A 16,150-nucleotide genomic window follows, 5' to 3' on the forward strand; every position below is an offset into this window, starting at 1 on the left:
CAGAAATCCAGCACAGGAAATGGTTCGCGAGGAATCATACTGGGTCAGTGGCATCTCGGTAACTGGATCAATTCGGCGCCGGCGCCAACAGGCTAGCGGTTTTTCCGCCCCCCAAAATAGGCCTTTCCATATTTGAAAATGGCCTGTCGCAATTAATCTGAGACTGTCGAACACCCCTAAAGTTTCATTGAAAAAACAGCAGCTTAGAGAATTTTGTCAAGCCGTGTTACTCGTCGGATTTCAATTGTAAGCCCCAGTCCAGAGCCTCAGGATCGCCTCGTCACCCCTTTGAGGCTTTCATAAATGAAGTACTCCTCGATTCTCTTGTTGTCACTTGGCCTGCTAAGCGGTGTTGCGTCGGCAGGCGGCAATACCGAAGCAGGCATAGGCGGCGCATTGGGAGGAGTATTGGGCTCAGTGGTCGGCCAGTCGATCGGCGGCAGCACCGGCTCGGCAATCGGCGCAGGCTTGGGTGGCGCGGCCGGTGGTGCGGTGGGCGCCAACAAACACAGCCGTGGCGAAGCGGCCATTGGCGGCGCACTGGGCGCAGCCGGCGGTAACGTGGTAGGTCGCAAGATGGGCGGCACCTCTGGCAGCCTGATCGGTGCGGCAGCCGGTGGTGGCTTGGGCAGTGCCCTGGGCAACAACATGGGCCGGGAATATGATGATGAAAGTGGTCATCGCTACCGTGATGGTTACTATGACGACGATCGCGGCTGGCGTCGCCACCACCACGACCGTGGCCATCACTATGGCTGGCGCAAACACCACTGGCGCGACGACGACTGATCCCCGCGTAACAGGCCCATTGGAAGGGCTGGCCGCAGCAGTCGCGGCCAGCTAGACCAACATCTCCAGTCCCCCTAGGATTACAGAACCACTTCTGCAAGCCTCAATCTCCCTAAGAGGGTGTATACAAAATCATGTCGTGAGTCGGCGCGCGAGTGAGCGTGCCTTGGCCAGCCATACCCACGCCTCGCTCGCGGCGAATATGTGGCAAGCTGTCGATGTAGCACCACAAGACGCAGGTGGAAATTGATGAATGAATTAGAAGCCCGCGAACGCCAACGACGCAGAGCGTTGTGGAAGTTGGTGCGTCTACAGCCCGGATCTGATCAAGCGAAACCTCACTTGGCGATTCTTGATGACATTGAGCGCCGAGATCGGGAGGAGCCTATTGGTGAAGCATGGGCGATGTCGATTGACGAGCTAAAAGTACGCGTTCCTGAAACCAAGATTTTGAGACGGGACGGACACAATTTCGTTGTCGTGCTTGCAGTACACCGTCCACAATTGATGGGAAGCAGGCGGGAAATTTGAACGAGTAGAAATTGAGCTGAACTCTCCCTAACTTGGAACCTTCTACAGCCCAAGATCTCGCCCCAACTGATCCTCCTTCATTTCGTCGCTGGCCTGCCCCGACTTCATAAGGTGCATTTGCAATTGGTCGCGCAAATGCATTCTCAGACGAGACCTGAGCTCAACGTAGTCTGCAGATGGGCCTGTATAGATATCATGACGTTTCATCACGTCACGTAGCCCCCTGATGCTCTCCACGCCAACTCCTGACGCGTGCAACCGCACGTTAGGATCATATCCAGGGTCTCTCTTGAAACTGTCGACCGCCTCCTCAACCAGTCGCACAAACGCTGCCGAGTCACTAGCCTGCTGCGCCAAGCGCCAAACCTCCAACTCAAGTTCTTGTTTCATCTGTCCTCTCCAGTTCCTATGCGGGCGTCCCCCGATGTGAAAGTTGTCCGACAGGAGTATTTTTTAAAAAAAATTCTCGTTGTTTGAAATCAAACTGGAAAGCAGCGGCTTACGCCGCGAAGGGGCGATTTTGCTATGCCCGCAGGGCAGTCACACATCAGCGTCAGCGGGATAAATCGTAGGAAAAACGGACAGAAACAGAAGCACTGCAAAAGCAAAAACCAATACCGTTTCCCCTGCAGGATAGGTGGAAGGAGGAGCGCTGAGATCGCCGCTTTTTTGTTGCTCTCAAATAATAAAGATCCGTCGCTGAAAAAAATTTTCAAGGGGCCTTCTGAAAAAATATTTTTCTTGACACAACACCGCAGCAAAGCTGGTCGGTTCGGTGATACGTGTGAACTGCTGCCTAAGATCTTCCAAAAAATCTAGATCTACACGCTGTTACCGGGCGTTGAGAAGATACAACAACGCAACCAGACCCTCCCACAGACCTCACGATACCTAGTTAGGCACGTGATTCGCGATCTGATCTACGTACTACCGTGACAAGGAAACATTGATGGAAACCGACCTGAAGACTTTATGGCTGCGCGAGAACCAACGGCGCAGACTGCTTTGGACGCTCGAACGAATACGCCCCGGTGCTAAGGAGGCAAAACCGTTGCTCGAAGAGCTCAGAAGCATAGAGCGCCAGGATCTCGAAAAACCAATTGGTGACGCCTATTCGATCTCGGTCGATGAGCTGCGCGAGCGTGTTCCAGAAACAGAATTCCTAGGGAGCGATGGCCACCTTTTCATTATCGTGCTTGACCAACACATACCCCTGCCCTGGCGTGCGCGATTCGAAGCAGCAAGCGCGCTCTCTTCACGGTTGCCGCAAGGTAGTTATGCGCGCGACTGGCGCCGGTTTCTTCGATGCTGGGTGCAAGATATGCAGCACGTTGCTGCGCACAGCGAGTGGTGCGAGGCCGATTGAGTTGGATTTGAGCAGAAAGAGCCTCACATCAACTTCCACCTGCGAAACGTATCTTCGAGACACCTAAGCGGAATCATCGGCGAGCGCCAAGCTTCCTGGCGCAGTCCTAGATCTTGTAGCAAATCCGGCAAGGCCAGCAGCAACCGAGCGTCCGCCTGTAAGCGATCGAACAACCATTCCGGATCTGCCCTATGCGCGAAGCGAGCACACACAGCCTCCCAATCGACTGAACCTAATCGTTCAATATTTGTTGTCCACCGTGTGATCCGCACAACACCCTCGATATCCATCACCATCGGCGCAAGATCGTAGATGGGTGCAAAGTTCACTCGCTCCTTGCCCCGAAGGATCGAGAGATTTCCGCCATGGTTGTCGGTGTTACCGACGATCTGATTGATTAAATCCCGTCGCAAGTATTCGCTAAGCATGTCCGGTATTTCAGATTCTTGGCCGGCAGCAATCCATGTTTTCGCTAGCCGATCCACGACATCGAAATGATTCAAACAACTACCTCGATTGCTGACGCCGCATAATGAATACATCGATTCGACTGCGATGCGCTCCACTCCCCCCAAAGAGACCTTCCGATCGAATCTTTGCATCCAAATGCTAGGTATCTTCGCCGCTTCGTGGGTCAGACCATCGGAGGCGATCGTGTCGATCCCCAGCTTGCCCAGCGCGCGGTAAAAACAGTATTCGGAATGCAGGATGGTGCGGTCTAACTGAGTGGCGGTGTTACGCGGGAATTTAACAAACCAATGTCGCCGCACATCTGCGTCATCTAGCACCCCCTCTGGATAAAGCTGACCCGACGCATCCTCCGCCAGCAGCATTTTCGGAGCTTCACCGCCGGCCCCAAGAGCACCGCTTATTGCCATTCCCGATTCCCTGGCCTGGTCGAGAAAGCTCATACCTTCCTGAATAACCTCTTCTCGGGTAAACCCACCCGTCACTTTTTCGGCGGGATGCAGCATTCCGGTCGCACCTTTTATACGCAGGTGCCCAATGGGAGCAGCAGCGAATTGCTGCAGCAGAAAGAGATCAATCGACATCCCTGACGGTACTGTCATTCTCGACAAGAGGTGCCGACGCCCAGCACCGGCTGGGATGATATCGTGCAGAAAAGCGGGGGCAGGCTCACGCCGAATATCCCACTCCAGAGGGAGGTTCGCACTGACGGCAGGCGCTTTAACCGTACCCAGTTGAACGTGCTGATCCACAAGATATTCGGGGTGATAGTGCATGATGCACCGGCTCCGCAGGTTATCTCCGGGTGAATCAAAGCTGAGCGCCAATGCATCATGCCAATGGCCTGCCGAGTGAATCTGGAGCGTGATGGATTCCATACATCATCTTGGCAAATTGCCGAAGCCTCACTGTGCCTTGATCAATATGAGTACGCCGAGCTTTTGGGGTGCTGTGGGTACCCCTGGACAGCGGGGAATAGTTTCTTGATCAGCGTCTCTGAATCACTCCAATCGCGAGCAAGGCACTGAGCCCAACTATGGAGCTTTTCCCAATCTCGCAACTATCTGATGAGCCCAGACAAATTTTCATTCAGCGCTGAAATTGCAGGCACACTCACGTGCTTTCTTGCACCACGGCCAGCCAGGATGTACAGCGTGTCTTTGCTCTCAAAAAAGCACCCGTAGAAATCTTTTTGATAGCCGGTGATGTAGCCATCGCCGGTTGGGGGGCAAGCTTCGCTGTCAAACACAGCTTTGCTTATGAATAGGACAGTGGGCTGAAGTCCCTGCTTCCGTACTTCGCGCTCCTGGGCCTCGGTGAGCAGGAGGTCGAGCAACATCCAATTCCGAACAATACAAAATGGATGCCCCTCGAACTCCTCACGCGCCAGTTGAATGAGCTCACCGTCTTCAAGCTGAGAGCCTCCGAGCATCTGCGCGGGGCCATACAGCACATCTTCAATCAAATCTGCTTGCACACTGCTGCCTAGTTTTCTAAAGACTTATAAAGCGACACGGATCCAGACATCTGGGAGCCGTGCATCGCGGGAGTTGGGTAACCTTGGATGCCGATTGAAAAGCCCGTAATTCGCTAGTGGATCATATTGATCTCGGGCATGGCGCCGTTTTCATGCCACCAATGGCAAATCACATACCGACTACCGTTGCATGTCTCGCAAAGCTGATAACCCATGAGTTCGAACACCCTTTCGAGCCTCGAAGTACGGATCGTTTTTCCATCCGTAAACCGCCCGCGTGCTTCAGAAAAAACCACTCCGATCACGCAGGGAGGCTGGGATTCGGCGCAACACAAGTAGCCGGTTATCTCGACGCCGAAATCAATTTGTTTTGCGTCCAAAACACATTGGGGGAGCCCCATTCTTTTTTCGCTAAGCTTCTCTTTATCAGTCACAAGCGCCCCACCAAACACATCAATGAACCCTGTCGAACCGATCTAAAGCACCATTCTCGAAAAGCCAGTGAGCGACAACGTAAACGCCACCATCGACCGTGGTAACGACCTCATAACCTGCCCGTCGGCATCGATCGGCAATGGCTGGTGTATGGATCGGTAATCCTTCCGGAAAGCCACCCGTGTGATTACAAAACAACAGCCCAGTCATTCTTGGAGGCCTCTCTAGCGCACACAACAGATACCCGACAACATTTGGATCAGCGATAGCCGCTCGCGCTCGTTCTATGACTGTCGGCAATCTGTGTAACCGAAAATCGGAAAGCTCTGCTCCGTAAGTTTTAATCCAGTACATCCTGCCCCGCCCTTCCGCACCTATCAGATTTCGATCGTGAAATCCGAGATGAATCCTGTGGATTCTTGGGGATAACCACGCGGATTTGAGATCAACCGGCACCCGTCCAGTTCAATATCCACGGCTCGATGCGTATGACCGAAAATCCAAACATCTACCGTCGAAAGCAGTGAATGCCACCTGTTGGAATAGGCTGCACTCAAATGGCCGTCATGCTTCTCGCCGGCTACTTCGGGGACTGGGCAATGATGTGTGACAACGATGGTTTTCCCATCGAATGGCTTGTTGAGCTCAGCTACCAAAAAATCAAAAGCCTCGCGATTTTTCTCAATCACGTCTGCAGGACGCAGCCGGCGAAAGTGCTCTTCGGCTCTGATCACCTGAAAGTCATTCATCCACATTCCGCATGTCACCATCGCTGCCACCGCATCGCCGGTAGAGGAAAAATCCGTCCAGCTGGTTGTGACCAAAAAACGCGCTTGGTTGCAAATCCAAACCTGATTTTCCAATACGTGCACATGAGGTGCTGCAACCTCCCGCATTTTGCGCAGGGTGTGGTCGATGTGGCCTTTGTAGAACTCATGATTACCGCATACGTAAATCACGGGACAGCTGAAGGTCTCGCTTGCCCATTTCACGCCTCGCGCCTGGGTGTCGATGTCGCCGGCCAGAACGACGATATCAGCACCTGTTGTAGCCGGCTCGAAGGGGGCGAACTCGTTGTGCAGATCCGAATAAATCTGGATTTTCATGTCGATCGCCAATCAAAAAATACCGGCCTGAAAATAGTAAAAAACATAACGTGGCTGCCCATACATTCAGGCCACGGCGCATGCAAAACGCTCGCACTCGAATTAGATATATATTGAACTGACATTCCCTTTAGTGAGAATTGATCCAGTGGCCTACCGCGCAATCTTTGTGATGGTGCGCTTTCTTACCCCCTCGCTTTTGTCTGGGCGTGGAGATGTACGTAAACCCGAATCGTTCGATGCATATGACTATAAGCATTTGCATCGAACGGCGCAATCCCGACATATCGTTCCGTTTAGCAGGAATGCCTGAATGTCGCTTCGCACCGCGTTTGCAGCAACCCTGCAGTTTTTGAGAGCGCATCGAAAACTCTCGCAGCAGGACATTGCAAACCTTACTGATCAGTCTCACATCAGCCGTCTTGAAGCCGGCACCAGGTCTGCGTCCCTTGAAGTCAGCCAAGAACTTGCAGAAGCACTTCAGTTAGACCCCCTGTCTTTTCTGACCATTGTCTACGCTGCGCAGCGCGGACAGTCCCCTCGTGGAATCCTCAGCAGCATCCAGGCCGACCTTGAGTCATCCGGACTTCTGGATGCCACAATTCCAACGACCCCCGCGCCCGTTGTGCATCCGGTTGTAGCGGATGCGGCTGAACTGAAATTCAAGATCATCAAATTGATGGACGAGGGGCTTACGCAAGCTGAGGTTGCTCGGCGTTTAAAAATTGCAAAATCGACTGTTACCAGGCACCTGAAAAAGACGGGCAAAGACTGATTCATTGCAGGTTACAGATCCGGCCAAGCGGTCTACCGGGCCGGTGACAGACTAATGCCATCCCTTACCGGGCCACTCAAAGCCCGCCCTTCGGCCTTGCTTTTCACCGAATATTGAACCAGCCTCACTGATCAACCTTGCCCCTCCAGTTCAGAGCGCACATTCGGCCGCAGCGCATGCGCTGCAGGGTTACTGTTATGGAACCCTTTTCAGCAGTTCGGCGTGACGGAAATGGTGGTTATCCAGGAGGAGAGTTTCAGCAGCACCAGGGGGCTCGCCATTCAGATCGGAATTTGGTGTCGGGAAGTGCCACAGTGGGATGGCTTCCTCAGGCTGCCGTCGCTGCTGCACGCGGCCAAACAGATTGCACAGGATCATCCCGTGATCAAGCGCCTCCGCAAAAGCGTTTGGTGATGCACGGAGTTCTTCAACGACGGGCAGTGGGAACCCACACAAGTTCACAGGCTCACATCGCCAACTGTAGTCAGACAAGTTCGTAAAACTTAAATTCGAAAGAAGGAGCTCTCATGGACGATAACTTCAGTTTCGCGCGATTCTGGCGCTGCGCCTTGCAGGTCAACCCCTTCTCCTACCACGGGGCGTATCGAGGTGCTGATCATCAGTTAGACGAGGCTGCATATAACCAGGCTCTGCTTCAAAAGTGCCTGGAGAAAAAGGTCAAGGTAATAGGCATCGCCGATCATGGAAGCGTTGCGAGTGTAGATGCTCTTCGTCAGGCTCTTGAGCCTCATGGAATCGTGGTCTTTCCTGGCTTTGAAATTGCCTCAAACGACAAGACCCATTTTGTCTGCCTGTTTGCCGAGGACACCACAGCCCAGTCACTTGAACGTTACCTGGGCCACCTTGATCTTCTTGACCCCGAAGAACGCATCCTCCCCTCTCGATTGAGTTCCACCCAACTAATCGAGAAGATTGAGCAGCTGGGTGGTTTCATCTATGCAGCCCATTGCACGCATGACAGTGGGCTGCTGAAAAATCGCCAGAACCATGTCTGGAAACACCCCATGCTTCGAGCCGCCCAGATACCTGGCTCGATCGAGGAACTCGCCGGGGTAGACGGTGATTTTTACCGTCGAGTGCTGTTGGGAAAAGACGAGGCCTATCGACGGGATCGTCAGGTCGCAGTCATCAACGCTAAAGATGTGGCCAAGCCTGAAGACCTTGAGCACCCCAGCGCAACATGTCTGATCAAAATGACCCGACCGACATTCTCTGCTTTCAAAGTAGCCTTCCTCGATCCCGAGTCCCGCATTAGGTTGCACTCTACCCAGGCGCAGAGCCCCATCGGTCGACTGATAGGTATGAGTGTGGCAGGCGGATACCTGGATGGAGTGCATATCAATTTTTCCGACCACTTGAATACAGTGATAGGAGGACGCGGGACAGGGAAGTCGACCCTGCTTGAATGCGTTCGGTTTGTTCTAAATTGCATACCCAAAGGCAAGCAGGCGCAAAAGCTGCACACTGAGATCATCAAAGAGAACATTGGTCTGGAGGGAGGACGGGTCGAGCTGACCCTGGTTTCCTCATCGCAGAACGGCAAGCGATACACGATTACTCGTCGCTTTGGCGAGCCACCGGTGGTTCGTGACGAACGTGGAGATGTTTCAACCATGACGCCAGGCGATTTGATGCCCGGCATCGACATCTATGGGCAAAACGAAATCTACGAACTCGCTCAGGACGAATCCAGCCGGGTACAGTTACTCGAACGCTTCCTCCCTCAGGAAGGTGACTACAAGGACAAGCGGGCCGATGCCCATCGCCGGCTGAAGGCAAACCAACAAAGCATTTCAAAATCGATGGATGACCTCGATGACTTGGCTATAAAGGTCAATCGACTACCCAACTTGGAAGAACAACTGCGTGGCTTCGAAGATATGGGCGTGAAGGAGAAGCTTGCCAAGACCTCCCTACTTGCGAGGGAGCGTGAGATGGCCAAGAGTGCCAAACAGGCGATACACGAGGTAGAACAAGCCGTACCCACCTTCACCGACTACTTTCCGGAGCTGGCATTCATCAGTGACGAGGCGCTTGAGGGTGTACCCGACATTGATGCACTGGCCGCCATGCGCCAGACCCTGGAAACGCTCAACACGGACTGCGCCCAGCATCTTCAAGCCATGCAGGGCCTCGTGGACGAAGCAGTTCTGACGTTCAATGTGCAACACGAGGCCTGGGAGCAGCAGCTCAAGGAGCACGACGCAGAACTTGAGAAAGAGCTCCGTAACCTGCCTGACATGGCCGGAAAAACAGGGCAAGAAATCGGTGTCGCGTACCAGCGAGTTCAGGAAGATATCGAAAAAATCAAACCATTGAGTGCGAAGCTGCCCAATCACCAATCGCAACTTGATGAATTCGAGCAGCAACGCCGAAATGTCCTGGCCGAGTTGTCCGACCTACGGGCCGAGCGTATCGCAGCACTGATTCAAGCCGCCAAGAAAATGAACAAGCGCCTCCAGCGTAAGCTCAAGATCGAGATCATTCCCGAAGCTGATAAATCACCTCTCGTTGAATTCCTCAAGGCATGCAAGCTTGAGAACATTGGCGAGAAGCGCCTAGCCTGGATTGAGAGCAATGCCGCCATAACACCAATGGCATTGGTGCACTCCATCAAGCAAGGAGCTGAAGTCGTCTGTCTCGACTGGGGAGCCTCTCAGATGGTCGCCGAAGCCCTGACGAAGCTCCAGCCGTCTCAGATGATGGAGCTGGAAGCACTTGAGCTCGAACACAGAGTCGACATCTCCCTGAACGTCGCCCATGGTACCGCTGAGCCAAACTTCAGGCCTTTGAACAAGCTATCGACGGGCCAGCAGTGCACAGCCATCCTTCACATGCTGTTATTGGATAACCCCGACCCGCTGTTGATGGATCAACCCGAGGACAATCTGGACAACGCGTTCATTGCGGAAAGAATCGTGACCGAGCTGAGGGATGCAAAGACTTCCAGGCAATTTTTGTTTGCAACCCACAATGCGAATATCCCCGTCTTCGGCGACGCGGAGTGGATTGGGGTTTTCACTGCGCAGAACAACCGTGGCTCACTGACCTTGGAGGCTCAGGGTTCAATCGATGTGCCCACGATCCGCGACCAGGTTGCAAATATTCTGGAGGGAGGTCGGGATGCCTTCATCCAGCGCAAGGAAAAGTACGAATTCTAGTTTGGCCTACACCGTCGCTCATGTCGCTCGAATGAATATGAGCCTGACAAAGCGCAGTAGTCGGCAGGCACGCTGGTAGAGCCTCGCTCTCTACTACCGGGGCCAGGAAATACCTTGGTCAGACTCGATGCAAATGGCTGATTAGGTCGAATGGAGGCGTGCCTCAAGACCACGGGTACGCTAGGCGCAGCAATCTCGCTCCATCGATACCAACATCAGGAATCGCAGGTCGCCAGGTGCCTTCAACACCAGCCTGCGCCCAGATGTAGTGTAAAAAAACCTCGCCCAGCCTTGAATCGGCACCGAATTGCCTTCACCTCTGTGTAGCGTGTTACTCAATCCGCTGAGCAAGACCTCATGACGATTAAAGGCAGAGCGCTCGGCCCGATCCGCCACCAAGCAGAAGGAATGAAACGCGCATGGCAACCACCAAAAGAATCATCCCGGGTGTCTTTGACGAACTCGTGGAAGTCGATGTTTACCAAGACAAACACAGACCAGAAAAGCAGGAAAAGGTCGGCCAGGGCTACCCGCTAAATCCTGTTCTCCGCGACAACTTTTGGAACACACCTAACGAATATCGAGAGCCGCTGGAGCGCGAGGACTGGTGGGATCTACCCTATATCGAATCGACGACTTGGCAACAGTCAGAGGCGAGTATTCGTATAGCCCAGCAGGCACGAGGGGATGAACTCAGCAAAATGGAAGCTGAAGCTCAGATCGAAACCAGTAAGGCTTCGTTCTTTGGCTTCAATCCAGGTGGCACAAAGTACACGGTGCACTGTCTAGACGGCGGAGCATGGGATCGACCCACTATGTGGGGCACATTTCCAACACTTGATGAGGCGATCGAGTGCTGCGCCAATGGCCCTGCTTGGCGTAAAAACAGGTTTTAAAACCACGGTGTTTGGACAGTAGCTACCCGGACGAGGGCCGAGCGTACGACTACGACAGCAGGATGTTGGACGCGCAGTTGCACTGGCTTAGAGGGCAGCTCGCCACACCAGGGATTCCTGGACTTTCAACCATCAAGATCGAGGGCGATCGCCCAGGGGACTATCGTGGCATGAGTGGGGCGGTGGTCATCGCAGATGTCGATGACGTGTGGAAGTTTGCTGGCATGGTCACGCTCGCAAGTGAGAAGCATGACCTTTTGAACTTCATTCCCGCAGAGAAGATCGCTTACTACTTGAACAAGATGGTGCTTATGGAAATTATGGCGCGTTGATAACGACTGGGGAGACACGCCAGCAGGCGCCCTCCCATCTGGTTGGCCGACGTCAGCACTCGCGGAGTCCAACCATTCCATTGCAGCCTCAACGCTTGAGGCACCTGCTACCTCCGTGCCTCAAGAGTCTGTTGGGGCACGTATCAGGTCATAGAAACCAACTGACCTAGCGAGTTCTTCTCGTCGTTATACGCCTTGCAAAGCGCATGCAGGACTTCAGAGGTCTCATCCTCGCCCCAATCCTGAACAGGAGCCCACTTGGAATCGTACAGCCCCATTAAGGCATCCTCCGAGCCGGTGCTTGCAACAATCACCGCTCCCGTAGGAAATGACACCTCTGGATCTGCCAGTAGCCCATACATGGACATATAGCCTTCCAGTCCTGGCTTACCTTCAAAGTCGGGCATCCTATAAATCGGCCAGCCTTTCTGACCGAAGCAAACATTCCAAAGTACACCAGAAACGACTGCACCACCGCCGCGCTCATAATAGTGAGGTGCCACGCTGTGTTCGCCGCCAGGAATCACCAATCGGTCAGCCAGGATAAACGCAAAAGTGGGGCCTTGTTCGAACTGAGTGGACTTAAATGCCGAACCTGCTTTGTTGATAAGTGTGTTTGTCACAGTCAGCAGTGAGCGAGGATCGTATGAGCTATCATTAAAAGCACGTTTATAAGGAGCTATTTCTCTTTCCGCAATCGCAACTCGTCGCCCTTGTTTGATCTGGTCTTCAAGTTCAATCTGCTGTTGCATTGCATCTTCGTGCATCTGAGTCGGCCTGAACGGCGCATCGACGATATCGAGAGACTTGACCTCTACGAAAAACTCCTTCCCACTTGGAAGCAAACAAGCAAAGTCCGGCATAGAGTTATTTCTCGCATCTACCCTTCTAGTCTTGAAGTGCTTACTGAGCATTCCATAAACAAGGGCCTCACCGTAATACTCAAAAGCTTGACGAAAGTTATTACTATCATTGACATGAGAAACAAGACTAAAGCCATGTTTCAGCTCATCAATGAGCCCCTTTAACTCAGGGTCTGTATACGAATCTTCTTCGAGCTTCTTTAAATTTTTCCACGAAATTGAACTGAGGCTATGGTCTGCTGACAACCCATGCAACTCATGGCACCAATGCAGATACTTCTGACCTACTGGAAACGCCATATCGAGGCAACGGTTATACGCATCTCTTAGTTCTACTCCCTGTTCTGCGGTAGGGGCAGATTGTGTAGCGGCACTTAAAAGAGTCCGAACTGTGTCAAGGTCAGACTTGATGCCAGGCACGTGCTGTTCGACACGAGAGAGCGCTTCCAACCTATCGAATTCCAAACTGCCCATATGGGTAATTCTTCCCTCCCGAGGTAGGTCGCGTTGGTACATCAGGGCGTCGTACAAAGACGCTGATAGAGGGTTTTCCGGGCGACTAGGTTTTGAAGTGGTGATGGGGCTGTTGGCAGGTGATTCCATTCTGTATTGAGCCTCAGATTGATATGGGGACAGCGCACCAGCGTCTCGGTAAGCGCATCGCTTATGGATTGCATTTGAAGAGTCGGCGGGCTTATTGGAGGGGTCAGCCCTACCCGCTCTTCTACCCACAGGCAGTGGTCGTGGCCTGCTGGGTGAGCCATGTTGCTTCCACAGCCCTGATCATTCAATAGGTGGTCTCACGCGGGTCAAGGATGATCGGTTTAGCAGACATGGAGGCGGATTGGGGGAGGATTGGGAGTCAGAATTCTGGGGCTGACTAAGTGAGGGGGGGACTGGAGATTTGGTTTTTTGGGGGGCTAGGAATGAAGTTCGGGGGTTGGGGTTGGGAGGCGGATCTTGAACTGGAGGTGGGTCAGGAGAGGAATTGAGCATGAGGGGGAGTGGGATTGCAGGCAATTTTTGACAAAAAACAGCTTTTTTTCGGTGCAAGTGACAAAACGTGAAACTCGTCGAAGATCAGCAGGCCCACGCCTTCCAGCGCCGGGTCGTCCTGCAAGCGCCGGGTGAGGATGCCTTCGGTGACGACTTCGATGCGGGTGTCGGGGCCGACCTTGCTGTCGAGCCGGATGCGATAACCCACGGTTTCGCCGACTTTCTCGCCCAGTTCACTGGCCAGGCGCTCCGCTGCCGCACGCGCCGCCAACCGGCGCGGTTCGAGCATCAGGATGGTTTGCCCGGCCAGCCACGGCTCGTTGAGCAAGGCCAAGGGCACGCGGGTGGTTTTACCGGCGCCGGGCGGTGCTTCGAGCACCGCTTCGTGGCGTGTCGCCAAGGCTTCACGCAGGGCGGGTAAAACTTCATCGATCGGCAAAGAAATCATGCTGGCTCCCAAACAGAGCGGCGAGTATAACGGCGAACTGCCCAGTGTTCGTTGCGGTCCTAATTCATACCGATAACACTTCGTTTTGAAATGACCCAGGAGATTTCATATGCATATTCCCCTTCGCCTGATTGGCGGTGTTCTGGTCGCCACCCTGCTGACCCAAGTGACGGCCTGCGGTTCGATCTTCTACCCGGATCGCCGCGGCCAGATCGACGGCAAGATCGACCCGGCCATTGCCGTGCTCGACGCCGTGGGCCTGTTGTTCTATATCATTCCCGGCCTGATCGCGTTTGCCGTGGACTTTGCCACCGGCGCGATTTACTTCGAACCGGGCAAAACCGCCCAGGTTGATCCGGAAAAACTCAAGGACGCCATCGGCGCCGACGGTAAGGTCGATAACCTCAAGTTGCAGACTATTCTGCAGCGTGAACTGGGCCGCAGCTTCCCGCTGGATGATCCACGCCTGATCCAGCACAAGGGCAGCACCCAGCAACTGGCCATGTTCGGCCTGCAACCCGCCGCGTAATCGGTGCATTTCAAGGAAAGGCCGCATTTATGATCTCCAGCTCCGAACACGCCCGCCTGCTGCGGCTGGCGACCCGTGCCTCGGTGGCGGTGGCTTGCACGCTGGTCGTCGCCAAAGCCATCGCCTGGTGGCTGAGCGGATCGGTGAGCATGCTCGCCGGGTTGACCGACTCGGCACTCGACGGCATCACTTCGATGCTCAACTTGCTGGCCGTGCACTACGCCCTGCGCCCCGCCGACGACGATCATCGCTATGGGCATGGCAAGGCCGAATCGCTGGCCGGCATGGCCCAGGCGCTGTTCATCGGCGGCAGTGCGGTGCTGATTGCGATGCAGGCGTTCGAGCGGATCAAGCATCCGGAGCCGGTGGGCGCGCCGTGGATCAGCATCGGGGTGATTGTGTTCTCGCTGGTCCTGACCCTGGCGCTGCTGATGTTGCAGCACCGTGTGGTCAAGGCCACGGGCTCCAACGCGGTGCGCGCCGACTCCTTGCATTACCGCTCGGACATGCTGCTCAACGGCAGCATTCTGGTGGCGCTGGTACTGGCCGGGTTTGGCTGGCATCAGGTCGACGCCTGGTTCGGTCTGGGTATCGCTGCGTACATCCTCTGGAGCGCGGTGCAGATCGCCCGGGAAAGTTTCACGGTGCTGATGGATGAAGAGCTGCCGCCGGATGTCAGCCAGCACATGCTCGAACTGGCATGCGGCGTTCCGGGGGTGCTGGGTGCGCATGACCTGCGCACGCGGGTGTCCGGCAACCAGTGGTTCGTACAACTGCACCTTGAATTACCGGGGGATCTGACGCTATCCGTTGCCCATGGCATCAGTGATCAAGCCGCCGATGCGATTCACGCCGCCTACCCGCGAGCCGAGGTGCTGGTGCACGCCGACCCGCAGGAAGTGGTGAACGCTGCCAGCGCTCAGTAACTCACCTGGTAGCCGCGACTGCTCAGGCAATTGCCCTGAGCCTGGCGATAGGCTTGCACCACCGAAGGGTCTGGCTGGTAGGTCGCGGTTCGCGGATCGAAGCCACTCTGCTGCACCGCGTATTGATAGCACTCGTAGCCATCCCGATTGACCTGGTCCTGGGACTGGCCGTTGGCCGGATAAGCCACTACGTCATAACTATTATTGGCGAGTTGCGGCGGCTGCGGTTGAAGGCTGCCAACGGGTGGCTCGACCACGACGTAATCCTGGGTGCTCTCTTGATAGGCGTAATACGCGCCCGCCGCCAAAAAGAGCACCGCACCGCCGATCAACACCTGTTCGGCATAATCCGGCAAGTAACTGACGCGAATCCCGCGCGGTGGCTCGACCACCACATAACGCGGACCCAGCGGGCGATACCAGTAGCCGCCGGAGTAGAAATAATCCATGCCACGATATGGCACGCGGTACTCGCGGTCCGGGAAGCGATCGATCACATGACCCGGGCGATACTGCGGCCCTGGGCCCCAACCATTGCCGTGCCCGTTCGGACGGCCCTGCCACTGATCATGACTCGACGGCGCACCGGTGTAGCCGCCCCAGTGCTGGTTGTTGTCGTTGCGCCGCGGCACGTCCTGGTAATACCCGCGTTGCGGCGGCTGGGTCTGACGCACCGCGTCGGGCCGTGGCTGGATCGGCAAGTCATTGGCCGGCAATTGCGGTGGCGGCGGAGGAGAGCGAACCGGATTGTTGAAATCGGGCTGTTGACGGTTTTGCCATTGGCCATCGTTGCGGTTCTGGCCGTTGTGCTCGAACTGGCGACTGTTGTCGCCACGAATGACGTCATTGTTTTGCGGGCGCGGCTGATTGTTGCCGCCATGGCCCTGATTATTTCCCTGATGACCGCCCTCCCCCTGTCGACCACCCTCGGGCCCATGGTTCTGCGGCTCATCGGCCAACGATTGCGCAGTGACACTGACACACAGCAAACCAACTCCGGCCAAACGCCAGATGCGCGACTTCATGCTTTT

Annotated in this window: 15 protein-coding genes and 1 pseudogene; 9 read left to right on the forward strand and 7 right to left on the reverse strand. The window is 54.8% G+C overall.

The genetic code is table 11. From position 1 onward, the window contains the following. Positions 1-303 precede the first annotated feature (303 nt). On the forward strand, positions 304-789 hold the full coding sequence (locus JQF37_RS07495; protein WP_047528741.1) for a glycine zipper domain-containing protein: 486 nt from the start codon (positions 304-306) through the stop codon (positions 787-789). Between the two features lie 249 nt (positions 790-1,038). Then, positions 1,039-1,320, forward strand: coding sequence for a hypothetical protein (locus JQF37_RS07500; protein ID WP_204149599.1), 282 nt, complete (start codon positions 1,039-1,041; stop codon positions 1,318-1,320). Positions 1,321-1,362: 42 nt separating this feature from the next. Here JQF37_RS07500 and JQF37_RS07505 read toward each other — a convergent pair whose 3' ends face one another. Beyond that, a complete protein-coding gene (locus tag JQF37_RS07505) occupies positions 1,363-1,710 on the reverse strand; it encodes a hypothetical protein (protein ID WP_204149600.1) in 348 nt (115 codons plus the stop codon). 559 nt (positions 1,711-2,269) lie between these two features. On the opposite strand from JQF37_RS07505, the gene JQF37_RS07510 reads away from it, so the two are divergent. Continuing rightward, positions 2,270-2,686: a hypothetical protein gene (locus JQF37_RS07510; protein WP_204149601.1), complete on the forward strand. Its 417-nt coding sequence runs from the start codon at positions 2,270-2,272 to the stop codon at positions 2,684-2,686. A 23-nt stretch (positions 2,687-2,709) separates the two neighbouring features. Here the strand turns inward: JQF37_RS07510 and JQF37_RS07515 are convergent, their stop codons facing one another. From JQF37_RS07515 to JQF37_RS07525, 3 genes are all read right to left on the reverse strand, one after another. Continuing rightward, the gene (locus JQF37_RS07515; protein WP_204149602.1) at positions 2,710-4,032 is read right to left on the reverse strand and encodes a HipA domain-containing protein; all 1,323 of its coding nucleotides are present in this window, start codon (positions 4,030-4,032) and stop codon (positions 2,710-2,712) included. A gap of 182 nt (positions 4,033-4,214) precedes the next feature. Further along, complete coding sequence (locus tag JQF37_RS07520) at positions 4,215-4,631, reverse strand: hypothetical protein (protein ID WP_204149603.1); 417 nt, start codon at positions 4,629-4,631, stop codon at positions 4,215-4,217. Between the two features lie 812 nt (positions 4,632-5,443). Next, complete coding sequence (locus JQF37_RS07525) at positions 5,444-6,172, reverse strand: metallophosphoesterase family protein (RefSeq protein WP_204149604.1); 729 nt, start codon at positions 6,170-6,172, stop codon at positions 5,444-5,446. Positions 6,173-6,485: 313 nt separating this feature from the next. Here JQF37_RS07525 and JQF37_RS07530 point away from each other — a divergent pair, with 313 nt between their 5' ends. The 4 genes from JQF37_RS07530 to JQF37_RS07545 all read left to right on the forward strand — a co-directional run bounded on the left by JQF37_RS07530 (position 6,486) and on the right by JQF37_RS07545 (position 11,357). Then, on the forward strand, positions 6,486-6,947 hold the full coding sequence (locus JQF37_RS07530) for a helix-turn-helix domain-containing protein (RefSeq protein WP_204149605.1): 462 nt from the start codon (positions 6,486-6,488) through the stop codon (positions 6,945-6,947). Positions 6,948-7,474: 527 nt separating this feature from the next. Beyond that, a complete protein-coding gene (locus JQF37_RS07535) occupies positions 7,475-10,129 on the forward strand; it encodes a TrlF family AAA-like ATPase (protein ID WP_204149606.1) in 2,655 nt (884 codons plus the stop codon). A 419-nt stretch (positions 10,130-10,548) separates the two neighbouring features. Then, on the forward strand, positions 10,549-11,025 hold the full coding sequence (locus tag JQF37_RS07540) for a hypothetical protein (RefSeq protein ID WP_204149607.1): 477 nt from the start codon (positions 10,549-10,551) through the stop codon (positions 11,023-11,025). Between the two features lie 62 nt (positions 11,026-11,087). Then, entirely contained in the window at positions 11,088-11,357 is a 270-nt protein-coding gene (locus JQF37_RS07545) for a hypothetical protein (RefSeq protein ID WP_204149613.1), read from the forward strand. A 143-nt stretch (positions 11,358-11,500) separates the two neighbouring features. Here the strand turns inward: JQF37_RS07545 and JQF37_RS07550 are convergent, their stop codons facing one another. Together JQF37_RS07550 and JQF37_RS07555 are read right to left on the reverse strand one after the other, a co-directional pair. Then, positions 11,501-12,694, reverse strand: a complete 1,194-nt coding sequence (locus JQF37_RS07550; RefSeq protein ID WP_204149608.1) for a hypothetical protein — start codon at positions 12,692-12,694, stop codon at positions 11,501-11,503. Positions 12,695-13,283: 589 nt separating this feature from the next. Next, positions 13,284-13,664 (reverse strand): annotated as a pseudogene (locus JQF37_RS07555) (DEAD/DEAH box helicase); the annotation flags it as partial. A gap of 109 nt (positions 13,665-13,773) precedes the next feature. Between JQF37_RS07555 and JQF37_RS07560 the strand changes: the two are divergent. Both JQF37_RS07560 and JQF37_RS07565 read left to right on the forward strand, forming a co-directional pair. Further along, entirely contained in the window at positions 13,774-14,193 is a 420-nt protein-coding gene (locus tag JQF37_RS07560; RefSeq protein WP_130204675.1) for a polyribonucleotide nucleotidyltransferase, read from the forward strand. 29 nt (positions 14,194-14,222) lie between these two features. Continuing rightward, a complete protein-coding gene (locus tag JQF37_RS07565; RefSeq protein ID WP_130204673.1) occupies positions 14,223-15,119 on the forward strand; it encodes a cation diffusion facilitator family transporter in 897 nt (298 codons plus the stop codon). Here the strand turns inward: JQF37_RS07565 and JQF37_RS07570 are convergent. Then, the gene (locus JQF37_RS07570; RefSeq protein WP_130204671.1) at positions 15,113-16,144 is read right to left on the reverse strand and encodes a DUF6515 family protein; all 1,032 of its coding nucleotides are present in this window, start codon (positions 16,142-16,144) and stop codon (positions 15,113-15,115) included. The two genes, JQF37_RS07565 and JQF37_RS07570, sit on opposite strands and share 7 nt — an antisense overlap. Between the last annotated feature and the right edge of the window lie 6 nt (positions 16,145-16,150).

The organism is Pseudomonas sp. MIL9 (genome assembly GCF_016887925.1).
Taxonomy (GTDB): domain Bacteria; phylum Pseudomonadota; class Gammaproteobacteria; order Pseudomonadales; family Pseudomonadaceae; genus Aquipseudomonas; species Aquipseudomonas mohnii.

Excerpts from the sequence above, each read along its gene's own strand:
- JQF37_RS07535 (WP_204149606.1), top strand. The coding sequence starts at position 7,475 with ATGGACGATAACTTCAGTTTCGCGCGATTCTGGCGCTGCGCCTTGCAG.
- JQF37_RS07565 (WP_130204673.1), top strand. The coding sequence starts at position 14,223 with ATGATCTCCAGCTCCGAACACGCCCGCCTGCTGCGGCTGGCGACCCGT.
- JQF37_RS07545 (WP_204149613.1), top strand. The coding sequence starts at position 11,088 with ATGTTGGACGCGCAGTTGCACTGGCTTAGAGGGCAGCTCGCCACACCA.
- JQF37_RS07525 (WP_204149604.1), bottom strand. The coding sequence starts at position 6,172 with ATGAAAATCCAGATTTATTCGGATCTGCACAACGAGTTCGCCCCCTTC.
- JQF37_RS07495 (WP_047528741.1), top strand. The coding sequence starts at position 304 with ATGAAGTACTCCTCGATTCTCTTGTTGTCACTTGGCCTGCTAAGCGGT.
- JQF37_RS07505 (WP_204149600.1), bottom strand. The coding sequence starts at position 1,710 with ATGAAACAAGAACTTGAGTTGGAGGTTTGGCGCTTGGCGCAGCAGGCT.
- JQF37_RS07570 (WP_130204671.1), bottom strand. The coding sequence starts at position 16,144 with ATGAAGTCGCGCATCTGGCGTTTGGCCGGAGTTGGTTTGCTGTGTGTC.
- JQF37_RS07560 (WP_130204675.1), top strand. The coding sequence starts at position 13,774 with ATGCATATTCCCCTTCGCCTGATTGGCGGTGTTCTGGTCGCCACCCTG.
- JQF37_RS07530 (WP_204149605.1), top strand. The coding sequence starts at position 6,486 with ATGTCGCTTCGCACCGCGTTTGCAGCAACCCTGCAGTTTTTGAGAGCG.
- JQF37_RS07550 (WP_204149608.1), bottom strand. The coding sequence starts at position 12,694 with ATGGGCAGTTTGGAATTCGATAGGTTGGAAGCGCTCTCTCGTGTCGAA.
- JQF37_RS07515 (WP_204149602.1), bottom strand. The coding sequence starts at position 4,032 with ATGGAATCCATCACGCTCCAGATTCACTCGGCAGGCCATTGGCATGAT.
- JQF37_RS07500 (WP_204149599.1), top strand. The coding sequence starts at position 1,039 with ATGAATGAATTAGAAGCCCGCGAACGCCAACGACGCAGAGCGTTGTGG.
- JQF37_RS07510 (WP_204149601.1), top strand. The coding sequence starts at position 2,270 with ATGGAAACCGACCTGAAGACTTTATGGCTGCGCGAGAACCAACGGCGC.
- JQF37_RS07540 (WP_204149607.1), top strand. The coding sequence starts at position 10,549 with ATGGCAACCACCAAAAGAATCATCCCGGGTGTCTTTGACGAACTCGTG.